A 12,442-nucleotide genomic window follows, 5' to 3' on the forward strand; every position below is an offset into this window, starting at 1 on the left:
GCTAGAAGCACGCCGGCGTCACCGGAATCGACCTTGTCACAACCGCAGAAACGGAACGTGAATGGCGGAGGGCGGCTTGGAAAGGTGCCAAGGCCGAAAATCGCCTGCCTCAAAAGCCGTGCCACAGGTGGAGCACCCGCGCGACAGACGGGTAGAAAATCAACTATGTCGCGCGGGGCTGGTGCGAGGAATATTGGCGTTGAAATCAGCCGAAAGCCCGGAGGTAGGCCGCTCGCTGATCCGCGGCATAGAGCCGGGCAGCCCGGCTGGTTTCGACGAGCATGAATCCGTGAACTGCGCCAGGATAGACTTTCAGTTCGATCGGTACGCCAGCGCGTGCGAGGCGCCGGGCATATTCCAGATTCTCCTCGAGAAAGAGGTCAAGATCGCCAACCGCGATAAACGCCGGCGGCAGGCCGGACAAATCCTCGCATCGAGCCGGTGCGGCATATGGCGAAACTTCATTGTCGCCTGGGGACCGGCCGAGCAGCGATGACCAGCCGAACTTGTTGTCGGCCGCCGTCCAGACAAATTCACCCACGAAGTCGCCGGCGTCGCGGGTTGAACCAGTCCGGTCGTCAAGCATCGGAAAAGCGAGCATCTGGGCGACCAGCGGACCTACCCCGCGGTCGCGCGCGAGGATGGCCAGCGCTGCCGCCAGACCTCCTCCTGCGCTCTCGCCCGCCACGACAATCCGTTCGCGGTCGACACCAAGCTCCTCGGCCTGGGCAAAAAGCCATTTGAGCGCCGCGAAGCAATCTTCGATGGCGCCTGGGAAGATCGTTTCCGGAGCGAGGCGGTAGTTCACGGATACGATGACCGCATCGAGTTGTGCCGAGAGGCTGGCCAGCTGCGGCCTGTACAGTTGGGCCGACCCCGCCACGAAGCCACCGCCATGGATATGTAGGATCGCCGGCATTTTCCCCGCGGAGGCGGTCGGCGTCATGATGAGCAGCTGCACCGGCGGCGCTCCATCCGGCCCGTCGATCGCTCGCAGCTCGGCCCTGGTCATATCGGGCAACGGGATGGCGCCCACGGCCTGACCCATTGCATCCAATGCTTCCCGCTGAGCTGGAAGCGTTGCCGCCGACCATTCAGCGCTCATCTCAACCAGCGGCATCAGCTCGGGATCGATACGGTCTCTCGATGACATCATCAGTTCCAATCGCTTTTCAAATCGCACCCATTGCAAAACCAGTTGCCATCTGGAAACCACATGGTATCTCAAAGGGCAATCATTTTCCGTTGGATAATCAATGAAAATTCTCGTTACCGGGGCGACTGGCTATATCGGTGCAAGCGTCGCCCGAGCGCTCAAAGTCGCCGGCCATGACGTATTCGGCCTTGCGCGGTCGCCGGACTCCGCGGCGCGACTGGAGCTCGCTGGATTGGCCCCGGTTGCCGGCGACTTTGCTGACCCTGCCAGCCTTGCTGCGGCGGTGCTTGGCGTCGATGCGGTCGTCAGCACTGCAAGTACCGCTGCCATGCCTGGTCAGGGCAATGGGTTCGATCGCGACCAGGTTGCTGTCACGGCCATGATCGATGCGCTACGGGGTTCGGGCAAGCTGGTGATCTTCACCAGCGGATCTGCGGTCATCGGCACCTTTACCGGCGGTGCCTGTTCCGACGAGGTCCACGACGAATATGCCTCTCTCCCGTTGGCGCCGGACAGCGTCGCGCCTCCGCACCTGAACCTTAATCCGATGCTGACCGCCGCGCTTGGAGCGGCGATGCGCGCGCGAATCGACACCGAGAAGGCGGTACTGACGGCTACCGGTGTTCGAGGCGTCGTGATCAGGCCAGGTCTCGTTTATGGATATGGGGGAAGTTTCGACATTCCCGCGCTGATCAGCGCGGCGCGTGCGCTCGGCGGCGCCCCGCATTTCGGGGAGGGCGCCTTCCTTCACAGCTATTTACACATTGACGACCTTGGCGAGCTTTACCGGCTGACGGTCGAGAAAGCCCTGCGGGGAACCGTGATTCATGGAGCGGCTGCAGATGTCTCCATGAAAGATCTGGCAGGGGCTGTGAATACGTGTCTGGGCATCGATGCCGAGACGGTTACGGTTTCGCTCGACGAAATGTACGCCGCCGCGGGACCGCCGGGGATCAGCCTCGCACTGAGCAAGCGGCTGGATACGCAGAAGACACGGGACCTGCTTGGCTGGGCGCCGGGCCGAACCGACATTCTCGAGGATGTCGCAACGGGATCCTACGCGTCGTGACGCTGGCGTTGCGCAGACGGTTTCTCAAACTCGGGGCCGTGCGATTGTTCCCGGCACACCGAAGATGCTGGGTAACGACGAGCCGATCACGCGCGACCATCAGGTCCGGAGAGCGGTTATGGCGCTCGAAGAGAAGTGCCGGGCTGACGGTCAAAGGTTCCAGAATCGCGGCGACCGTCATCCCATAATAACCTTATCTATCTGACGCCAAACACTGTTTTGAAACTCTTGTGCCCGGGAAGCAACAGCTCGAGCGATCGCCGTGAGAAGCGACGCGGTTCGAAGCGAGATAAGGGCGTGTCGCAAGTCAGGGGTTGGGAACGGCCTTGCGACCGTTTCGGTTCGTTATGCCACGAATGGCGATCGCTGATGCGTTCGTCGACAGCGCTCGCTCTGCAACCAGCGAGGCCGAGCTGTTCAACCTGCTGTTTCACTGCTGCGAAGCGATCGGGATTCGCTACTTCGCGCTGGTGCACCACGTAGATTTCGGGCTCGACACTGCGCCCGCTATACGCCTGCACAATTATCCCGAGACATGGCAGCACTGGTTCGACGAGAACCGGCTAGGCCGATCGGACCCGATCCACCGGGCAAGCCAGCTTACCTGTGCCGGCTTCGCCTGGTCAGCCGTGCCGTCCATGATCACGCTGACACCAATGGACCGAAGCGTTCTTGCGCAAGCCAGAATCGTCGGGATCGGCGATGGCTACACCGTGCCCGCCAACGTGCCGGGTGAATTCACCGGGTCTTGCTCGTTCGCGATGGATCCCGGGATACCCTTTCCGCGACACCTGCACTCCGCGGCGCAGGTCCTCGCCGGCAATGCGTTCGATGCGGCACGGCGGCTGGCGAACATCCGCAGGATCTGGCCGGCGCCAGACAGGCCAATCACCGACCGCCAGCGTGCCTGTCTCTTGTGGTCGGCCCGGGGCAAGACCGACTGGGAGACATCCCAGATTCTCGGCATCAGCAAGGGGACGGTGATCCAGCATCTGAAGCACGCGCGAGAACGCTATGACGTCCACAAGACGGGCGAACTCTCGATCAGGGCCCTGCATGACGGGATGATCGCCTTCTCTGAAGTGGGCGGACGGCGCTGACCATACCAATTTGTTGGTATAGGCGACCCTCGTCAGCGTCGCGAAACTGGGCCTCTCATCCGCTGGAGGCCCCCATGGTTCAACTGCTTGATACGACGCTGCACGATGCCGGCGATGCCGCGCTCAACCTGATGTTTGCCGCGCGCAAGAGCGTGTTCGTCGATCTGCTGCGCTGGAATGTGCCCGTTCGCGACGGCCGCCACGAAATCGACCAGTTCGATGACGATCTCGCGCGCTACCTGATCCTCCTCAGTGATGACGGCCGTCATCTTGCATCCGCTCGGCTGCTGCCGACCTCGCGGCCGCATATCCTGGACACCTTGTTTCCGGCGCTCTGCGACGGCGAGCCGCCGCGCGGGGCGGGGGTGTGGGAGATCACAAACCCCGAGGTTCTCACGCCTCGACGCCACCCGAAAGGCGACGCAATCCGAATCTTGAGCGCGCCGAATGGAAAAGGCAAGAGCGGCTCCCGACAATGACCATGTTCGTCCGGAGCCCGCGGCATGGGCCGCAAATGAAGGCCTAGATCGCCCCGAACAGGTCGATCAGCCTGGTCAGATCGTCGCTGCCATGAATGTCCGGACCGCCCATGGCGCTCGCGTAAAGCGCGCTGATCGCATCGAGGACAGGCGTCCCGACACCTGCCGCGCTCGCCATGTGGTGCGCGAGCTGGACGTCCTTGTCCATCAACGCGATCGCGCCCAACCGTGGTTCGAACGTGCGGGCCGCCATGCGCGGCCCGAAGATCTGCAACGGCGCAGAGTCGGCGAACCCGCCGCGGAATGCCTCGGGCAAGCGATCGACGTCGACACCCGCGGCTCGCGCCACCGCGATCGTTTCCGCGATCGCCATCAGATTGGCGGACACGATCATCTGGTTGCACAGTTTTGCCGCCTGGCCAGCGCCAGACGCGCCCATATGAGTGACCCGGGCGGACAAGGGGGCAAACAGCGGCGCGAGCCCGTCCACGTCGGCAGGCTCGCCCCCGGCGAAGATGACCAGGCTGCCGTCCGTGGCACCCCTGACGCCGCCTGAAACGGGCGCGTCCACCCAGCCGATATTCAGCTGCCCTGCCGCGCTAGCGAGCTGGCGCGCTGCGGCGGGGGCGCCAGTCGAAAAGTCCGCGATCAACCGCCGGCGGTCCGCTCGCGGTACCGACAGCAGGCCATCGCTCTGGAACGCCATCTCGGCCACCACCTTGTCGGAGGTAAGGCACAGCCCGATCAGCTCTGCCCGCGCCATCACCTCAGCGGGGTTTCCAGCCGCTTCAGCGCCGTCGGCGACGAGCATGTCGACCTTTGCGCGGTTGCGATTCCACACGATGACGTCGAACCCTGCGCCCAACAGTCGGCGCGCCATGGGAAGCCCCATATCGCCGAGTCCCAGGAAGCCAACACAGGTCATTGGTCGCGCTCCCACTGCACCGCGCCTGAATGCGTGACGGCGCCGAGATGGGCGGATCCGACCATGGCGGCATATTTCTCCAGCAGGCCGCCCAGTGGCGGGCGGGGACATGCCAGGGCTTCGGCACGGCGCAGGGCGAGTTCGGCTTCGTCAAGCTCCACCAGCAGCGAGCAGCGCTCCTGTGCGGCATCGATCGAGATCATGTCGCCGTCACGCAGCAGGCCGATCACGCCACCAGCGGCGGCTTCCGGCGAAACATATCCGATACACAGGCCGCGCGTCGCGCCGGAGAAGCGTCCATCGGTGATGAGGGCGACCTTCTCGCCATTGCCCTGGCCGTAGATCAGGGCAGTGATCCCCAGCATCTCCCGCATGCCAGGGCCCCCGCGCGGACCTTCGTTGCGGACGACGATGACGTCGCCTGGCTCGTACCCGCGCGCCTCGATCACCTTCTGGCAGGCCTCTTCGGACTCGAAGACGCGCGCCGGTCCGCGGTGGCTGAGCGTCTTGAGGCCGGCGACCTTGATGAGGGCGCCGTCCGGCGCGAGATTGCCCTTCAGCACCGCAACCCCGCCGGTGGGCGAGATGGCGGTTTCACAGGACTTTACGACTTCCCCGTCCGGTTCGGCGGCGCCGCCAAGTTCCTCTGCGATCGTGCGGCCGGTCACGGTCAGGCAATCGCCGTGGAGATGGCCGCCGTCGAGCAGCGCCTTCAGGATGACGGGCGCGCCGCCGACATAGAAGACATCGCGCGCAAGGTACCGGCCGCCCGGCTGGAGGTTCGCGATCAGCGGCGTCCGTGCAAACATCTCGGCGACATCGTCGATCGTGAAGCGGATGCCCGCCTCGTGCGCGATCGCCGGGAGGTGCAGGGCCGCATTGGTCGACCCGCCGGTTGCCGCGACCAGCGCGCAGGCATTTTCGATCGCGGCGCGCGTCACGATATCGCGCGGCAGCGGGGCGTCGCCCGCGACCGCCTGCATCAGCACCTTCCCGCCACGGCGGGCGATCGCGGCGCGGGCGGAGAAGACCGCGGGCACCATCGATGACCCCATCAGCGCGAGACCCAGCGCCTCGGACACCATGCCCATGGTGTTGGCGGTATATTGACCAGCGCAGCTTCCGGCAGTGGGCAGGCAGTTGCGGGTATAGGCGTCCAGCTCATCTTCTTCCGCCACGCCGGCGATCACCTTGCCGACCATCTCATAGGTATCGACGATATTGATATCGCGGCCGTGCAGCCGCCCGGGCAGGCTCGATCCTCCAAACAGGAACAGGGACGGCACGTTGCAGCGGACCATCCCCATGAGCAGGCCAGGGATATTCTTGTCGCAGCCGCCGATCGCGAAAATGCCGTCCCATTGGTGACCGCGCGTCGTCGCCTCGACGCTGTCGGCGATCAACTCCCGCGAGATCAGCGAGAAGCGCATGCCCGAATGGGCGATGGAAAGCCCGTCGGACACAGAAACGACCGGGCACTCGTGCGCCACGCCGCCGCCTGCATAAATCCCGGTCTTGGCATGCTGGGCCTGGGCCTGCAGCGTCAGGTTGCACGGGCTCATCTCGCCACCGGTATGAATCACGCCGATATGCGGGCGGACGATCTCCTCATCGTCGAGCCCGAGCGCATAGAGGAAACTGCGGGTCGGTGCTCTGACCAGCCCTTCGCGGATGGTTGCGGAACGCAGCGGCGGTCTGGCCATTGGCATATCCTCATACGGTGTGGTCATCGCGGCGGCACTCGGCACGCCGCCAGATGGCGAGATCAGCCGAGATAGGCCTTGCGCCGGACGACGAAGGTCTCGACGGCGGCGGCTATACGGTCGAGGTCCGTATCGGCCATCGGCAGCATCAGCGTGGTCAGGCCGCGCCGCGCGATGTAGATCCCGGCCTCGATCATATCGAGGAAGTAGAGCTCCTTGAGCTTCGTATCCTGATCCGTGGCATCCTCGAACGTGCGAATGGGAGCGCTTCGGAATTGCACGTTCATCACTGACCCGAGGCCGGTGAACTGCATTGCCACGTCGTGCGCGCGGCAAATGGCATTGAGGCGATCCCGAAACGCCTCGCCGAGCGCGTAGAAGGCATCGGCCCTTTCAGCGGTGAAGATCTCACTCATGCTCGCGATGCCGGCTGCCATGGTCAGCACATTGTTGTTGAACGTGCCGGCATGTTGCAGCGCCTTCGGCGCCCCGGGGTCGAACAGCGCCATGATCTCCTGGCGACCGCCAAAGGCACCGAACGACATGCCGCCGCCGATATATTTGCCGAGGGTGGTCAGGTCGGGCGTCAGGCCCAGGAGCTGTTGCCGTCCGCCACCCGACATACGCGATGTCATCACCTCGTCGAGGATCATGAGCGCACCGACCTTCTCGGTCTCTGCTCGGATCGTGGCGAGGAACTCGGGATCGGCCGGGATGCAGCCGCCGGCGCCCAGCATCGGCTCGACCAGCACGGCAGCGACGTCCTTGCCCTGCGCAGCGAGCGTCTCAACGACCCTGGCGGTGTCGTTATAGGGCAGGATGATGAAGTCGTGCGGCGCCGTTGCCGGCGACACCTCGGTAAAGCCCAGGATGCTGCCATGGTAGCCGCCCGAGAAGACGACGATCTTCTTCCGGTCCGTGAACACCTGCGCCAGCACGATCGCCATGAGATTGGCCTCGGTGCCCGAGTTGGTGAAACGAACACGATCGATGGACGCGAACCGCTCGCAGATGATCCGCGCCAGTTCCGGCTCAAGCGTGTTGTGGCCGCCAAGGTTGATCCCGTTGTCGAACGTCTCGATCAGCGCGGCCCGGATGACGGGATGATTGTGTCCGACCAGCCCGGCCGTGAACTCTCCCAGGGCGTCGACATATTCGTGCTGATCGACGTCCCAGAGCCGGCAGCCTTCGCCCCGCGCGAGCACGATCGGAAACGGGCCGTAATAGAGCACGCTCCTCGTATTACCGCCCGGCATGAACTGCCTTGCGGTTTCGAGGCGACGCCGGCTTTCCGGATTGCGATCGATATAGTGGGCGCGTGCCGCATCAACGGCATCGGCGAGGGGTACCTCGCCATGCAGGACGTCTAATTCCATCATGACCTCTCAACTATGTGAGAGGTTTATTGTCCAAAGGATAATTTACGTCAAGGCCTCGAACGCGCGGCGATCGCCTCGAGGCCGAGAACGACCGTTTCGACATAGGCATCAAAGCCGCGGTCGAGCGGTACGTCGCGGCCATTCTGCCATCGCACCGTGAAGGCGCGATTGGCCATCTGCTCGATATGCTCGGCGAGCAGCGGATGCTCATCGGGATCGACCGCGTGAATGCGCTTCTGCATGTCCTGCGACCATTGATCGGCGGCATCCGGCGGGGGCGGCGCAAATTCGAGGGTCACGAATCCGACTTGTGCCGCCGTCACGACATTGAACGCATCGATAAGATCCTGGCCGGTGAAACCCGCGCTCGTCAGCGCGCTGAGCTGGGTCTCGATCAGACGAAAATCGATATGCGCGTTGGATACCATTTCGGCGCCGATCAACGGCGCGATGTTGGGATGCGCGCGAATCGCCTGGCGATACCGGCGGAAAAGTTCGCGAATCCAGTCCTGCCACGGACCCGTCGAGAGGGGTGGCTGAAGGTCCCTCAGCACATGGGAAACGACTTCTGCCAGGAGCTGGTTCTTGGTCGCGACATGCCAGAGAATCGCCGCGTGGTAGACATCCAGTCGCTTGGCGACATCCCGCACGCTGAACGCCGACAGCCCGTTGGCATCGATCAGCTCGAGCGCGGCGTCGACGATCTTTTCCTTGGTCAGGGCGGCGCCTGATTCGCTGGCGGGGGGGCGGCCGCGACGCCGCCGTTGAGGAACCGGGTTCATGCTCAAGTCATAGCGGCGGGCTCGCCAATGGCAACGGCCCTAATTGGCCGACGGATAATACGTGCCTCAATCGGCAGGCAATAATCACCAGGAGGCGCGGCCCGCCCTCAGTCCCGCCTGGCGACTTCCGTCGAATCATCGACGTCGGGTAAGGCGCGGGGAACCCCCTCCTCGTCGACGGCCACGAACGTGAACGCTGCAGCCGTCACTTTCTCCGCCGCGGCTGTGTGACGCGGGCGCCGCCAGGCTTCGACGTTGATCCGCATCGACGTCCGGCCAGTGCTGACGAGTGTCGCATACACCGACACCTCGTCGCCCACCTTCACGGGCCGCAGGAACGTCATTGAATCTGCCGCAACGGTGACTGTGCGCCCTTCTGCCCGGCGGGTCGCGATGCTGCCGGCCGCCAGGTCCATCTGGCACATCAGCCAGCCGCCGAAAATGTCCCCGAGCGGATTGGTGTCGGCCGGCATCGCGATCACGCGCACGGCTACCGAGTCCTTGGCGGGTTCAGCCATCGAGCGGCCACCCTTCGATCAGCTCGACGAAGCGCGACAGCCATGTATTGGTCTGATGACCGTCGACGACCCGGTGATCGATCGTCAGCGAGACATAGCATAGCGGTCGGATCTGAATGGTATCGATCCCGCCCGCCTCGCGGACCACGACACGCTTTTCGAGCTTGCCCACGCCGAGGATCGCCGATTGCGGCTGGGCGATGATGATCGGCGACGCGAACAGCGACCCTGAGACGCCATGATTGGAAATGGTGAAAGTACCGCCGCGCATGTCCTGGGGGGCGAGCTTGCCGTCGCGCGCCCGGCCGGTGAGATCGGTCAGCCGCTTGGCAATGCCGAGCAGCGACAGTTCCTGGGCCTGGCCGACGACCGGGACGACCAGCCCCTTCTCGCCGAGCGCGGTCCCTACACCGATATTGATGTCCTCGTAGATATCGAGACGGTCGTCATGCCACCGGCTGTTGATCGCAGGCGCAGCCTTCATCGCCTCGGCGCTGGCGGCGATGACATAGGCGGTAAAGGTCAGGTTCGCGCCCGCCTTCTGGAAGTCGCCCTTGTGCTTCGCACGGTGCGCCATGATGGCGCTGAAGTCGCACTCGAACACAGCGGTCACATGCGGCGCGACGGTCACCGAGTTCAGCATGTTCTGAGCGATGGCGAGGCGCATGCGGTCGTGCGGCACGCTTCGGACTTTGCCGGCGGCCGGCGGCAGCGGGGGCACGGTTGGCACTGCGGAGTCCGCGACCTGCCCGGGTGCCGCGGTCGATGGGGCCGGCCCATGGTCGCGCTCAGCCAGATGCTGATCGACATCGGCCCGGGTGATGCGGCCACCGCGGCCTGTTCCGGTTACGGCCGATACATCAACGTCATGCTGCCGCACGGCACGGCGCACCGCCGGCGAGAGATGCACTTCGCCCATGGTTTCCGCCGGCGCGGGCTGCGCGGCCAATGCTGGCGAGGGTGAGGCGACGACTTCCTCGACGGCAATTTCCGCATCCGCGCTTCTCAACCGCCCGAGGAGCGCGCCGGGCACTGCTTCGGCGTCGGTATCCAGCAGGATCACGTCGAGAATACCGTCTCCGGGCGATGGCACTTCCTGCGTCACCTTGTCGGTTTCGAGCTCGACCAGCGGATCGTTGAGCGCGACGCGGTCGCCCGGCTTTTTCAGCCAGCTGCGAACGATCGCCTTGGTGCCTTCCTGCTCGAACGGGACGAGAATATCGATCACGGTCCTGTTCCCCTCAGAAGCCAACAAGGTCGTCGATCCTGGCGCGAATGCGCTCGACCGACGGCACTGCCCAATCGAGCAACACCGCATTATGCGGGCTCGGGATATCCGGCATGGCGAGCCGCACGACCGGGGCATCGAGATCCATGAAGGCCTGGTCGGCGACCACAGCGGCGATCTCGGCGCCAAAGCCCGCCGTCTTGATATCCTCATGCACGATCAGGCAGCGGCGCGTCCGTTGTACCGAGGCAAGCACCGCCTCGCTGTCCCACGGCATCAGCGTGCGCAGGTCGATCACGTCGGCCGAGCGCCCTTCCGCCGCTTCCTCGCATCGCGGCACCATCGCGCCCCATGTCACGATGGTGATGTCATCGCCGGATACCGTCGTCTTCGCCCGCCCGAACGGCAGCGCATAATCGTCGCCTGGCCAGGCGCGGCGGGCCCAGGCGAAATCGAGCATGGAGCGATGCTCGAAGAACAGCACCGGGTCATTGCCGCGCAGCGACGTCCGCAACAGGCCGACGGCGTCCTCGGCGTTGGACGGCACCGCGACCTTCCAGCCGGGCTGGTGAACGAAGGCGACCTCGTTGGTCTGGCTGTGCCAGGGATCGCCGCATTTGAAGAAGCCACCTGGCACGCGCAGCACCATCGGCGCAGCGAAGCGGTTGTTGGTGCGCCAGCGCATCGTGCCGCAATCGTTGATCTGCTCGGTCGCCGGCTCGGCATATTTGCGGAACTGGATCTCCGGCACCGGCATCAGACCGGCGAGCGCCATGCCGACCGCCCGGCCGACAATGCCTTCCTCGGAAAGACTGGTGTCGAACACGCGCCCGAACCCGAATTTCTCCTGCAATCCGAGCGTGACGGCGTGGACGCCGCCCTTCGGCCCGATATCCTCGCCGAACAGCACGACGCGGGGATTGAGCTCCATCTCACGCTCGAGCGTACGGCGGATCGCGGTGACCATGTTGATCCGCTGGCCCGCGGGCTGCGGCACCTCCGTCGTGTCGGGGGCGATATAGCCGTGATTCCACTGGCCGCCCTCGGTCTGCAGCGTGCCCTCGAAAAACACGTTGCGCAGCACGGTTTCAGGATCGGCGACCCCGCGCGCCTCTGCACGCTCGCGCGCTGCCTCGGCATCGCTGTCGGCGCGACGCTCGATCTCGGCCCACTCCCCCTCGCTGAGCACGGCCGGGATCAGGTAGGACTTGAGTCGCGGCAGCGGGTCGCGCGCCCATTCGGAGGCGACGAACTCCTCCGACTTGTAGGTCTGGGTATCCTGGAAGCTGTGACCCTGCAGGCGCGGCACGGTGAGGCGCAACAGGACCGGCGATCGCTCCTCGCGCACGTGCGTGACGGCCTGGTCGACAAGACGCGCTGCCTCGGCAGGATCGGTGCCGTCGCCCGAGAAAATCGTGAGGCCGCTCCAGCTGGCGAGGTTCGCGGCGATGTTGCCGCCAGGAGTCTGGAACGTCGACGGCACCGAGATGCCATAGCCATTGTCCTCGATATAAAAGAGCATTGGCAGCTTTTGTGTCGTCGCAACGGTCAGCGCCGCCCAAAAGCCGTTGGAGGCGACCGACCCGTCGCCACCGAGCACGACGGCGATCGCCTTGTCGTACGCCGGCTCCTTGAGCACGGTCCGGTGATATTCGATTGCCTGCGCCCAGCCTGCCGTCGGCGTATATTGCGCGCCGACGCCGCCGCACATCGGCAGGGCCGAAGCGCCGTGCGGGTTAGGGTAGTTGAACACCACGCCGATATCGCGACCGTCGGAATAGCCGCCGGCGCGGCCCATCGCCGAGCCCAGCGCGTCGGCGACGTCGACGCCGAGCGTCAGCAGCATCGGACGCGAACGGTAATATCCGCAGGTCGCATCGGCCGGGTCGTCCAGCCTGCAGCCAAGCAGGATCTGCCCCATGTCGTGCCCTCGCGCCGAGAACTGGTAGAGCACTTTCTTTTCGGGGACGAGCCTTGTCTCCTCCATCTTGTCGAGCGCGCGCGAGAGGGAGACGAGATAGGCGACCCGGGGCCAGTCGACTGCCTGGTCCGGGGTGTTGCGCAGGTCTGGCGTCGAAGCGGACTGTGCCATCATATTCCTCG

Annotated in this window: 11 protein-coding genes; 3 read left to right on the top strand and 8 right to left on the bottom strand. The window is 64.7% G+C overall.

The annotated features are described in order from the left end of the window. Positions 1 to 205: 205 nt before the first annotated feature. On the bottom strand, positions 206 to 1,216 hold the full coding sequence (locus tag WC729_RS26660; protein ID WP_372857618.1) for an alpha/beta hydrolase: 1,011 nt from the start codon (positions 1,214 to 1,216) through the stop codon (positions 206 to 208). Between the two features lie 40 nt (positions 1,217 to 1,256). On the opposite strand from WC729_RS26660, the gene WC729_RS26665 reads away from it, so the two are divergent. The 3 genes from WC729_RS26665 (at position 1,257) to WC729_RS26675 (ending at position 3,804) form a co-directional block, all read left to right on the top strand. Then, the gene (locus WC729_RS26665) at positions 1,257 to 2,225 is read left to right on the top strand and encodes an NAD-dependent epimerase/dehydratase family protein (RefSeq protein ID WP_372857620.1); all 969 of its coding nucleotides are present in this window, start codon (positions 1,257 to 1,259) and stop codon (positions 2,223 to 2,225) included. Positions 2,226 to 2,581: 356 nt separating this feature from the next. Continuing rightward, the gene (locus WC729_RS26670) at positions 2,582 to 3,325 is read left to right on the top strand and encodes a LuxR family transcriptional regulator (RefSeq protein ID WP_372857622.1); all 744 of its coding nucleotides are present in this window, start codon (positions 2,582 to 2,584) and stop codon (positions 3,323 to 3,325) included. A gap of 74 nt (positions 3,326 to 3,399) precedes the next feature. Next, positions 3,400 to 3,804, top strand: coding sequence for an acyl-homoserine-lactone synthase (locus WC729_RS26675; RefSeq protein WP_372857624.1), 405 nt, complete (start codon positions 3,400 to 3,402; stop codon positions 3,802 to 3,804). A 43-nt stretch (positions 3,805 to 3,847) separates the two neighbouring features. Here the strand turns inward: WC729_RS26675 and WC729_RS26680 are convergent, their stop codons facing one another. The 7 genes from WC729_RS26680 to WC729_RS26710 form a co-directional block, all read right to left on the bottom strand. Further along, a complete protein-coding gene (locus tag WC729_RS26680; RefSeq protein ID WP_372857626.1) occupies positions 3,848 to 4,729 on the bottom strand; it encodes an NAD(P)-dependent oxidoreductase in 882 nt (293 codons plus the stop codon). Continuing rightward, on the bottom strand, positions 4,726 to 6,432 hold the full coding sequence (gene ilvD / locus WC729_RS26685; RefSeq protein ID WP_372857628.1) for a dihydroxy-acid dehydratase: 1,707 nt from the start codon (positions 6,430 to 6,432) through the stop codon (positions 4,726 to 4,728). The genes WC729_RS26680 and ilvD overlap by 4 nt, the downstream gene beginning before the upstream one ends. Positions 6,433 to 6,494: 62 nt before the next feature. Continuing rightward, the gene (locus tag WC729_RS26690) at positions 6,495 to 7,808 is read right to left on the bottom strand and encodes an aspartate aminotransferase family protein (protein WP_372857630.1); all 1,314 of its coding nucleotides are present in this window, start codon (positions 7,806 to 7,808) and stop codon (positions 6,495 to 6,497) included. A 50-nt stretch (positions 7,809 to 7,858) separates the two neighbouring features. Next, positions 7,859 to 8,593: a TetR family transcriptional regulator gene (locus WC729_RS26695; RefSeq protein ID WP_372857632.1), complete on the bottom strand. Its 735-nt coding sequence runs from the start codon at positions 8,591 to 8,593 to the stop codon at positions 7,859 to 7,861. 107 nt (positions 8,594 to 8,700) lie between these two features. Then, on the bottom strand, positions 8,701 to 9,111 hold the full coding sequence (locus WC729_RS26700; RefSeq protein ID WP_372857634.1) for an acyl-CoA thioesterase: 411 nt from the start codon (positions 9,109 to 9,111) through the stop codon (positions 8,701 to 8,703). After that, positions 9,104 to 10,339 (bottom strand): dihydrolipoamide acetyltransferase family protein, encoded by a 1,236-nt coding sequence (locus tag WC729_RS26705; RefSeq protein WP_372857636.1) that lies wholly within the window; start codon positions 10,337 to 10,339, stop codon positions 9,104 to 9,106. The genes WC729_RS26700 and WC729_RS26705 overlap by 8 nt, the downstream gene beginning before the upstream one ends. Positions 10,340 to 10,352: 13 nt before the next feature. Next, a complete protein-coding gene (locus WC729_RS26710; protein WP_372857638.1) occupies positions 10,353 to 12,431 on the bottom strand; it encodes a transketolase C-terminal domain-containing protein in 2,079 nt (692 codons plus the stop codon). Between the last annotated feature and the right edge of the window lie 11 nt (positions 12,432 to 12,442).

Origin of the sequence: Sphingomonas sp. (genome assembly GCF_041661825.1) — a bacterium.
Lineage (GTDB): Bacteria > Pseudomonadota > Alphaproteobacteria > Sphingomonadales > Sphingomonadaceae > Sphingomonas.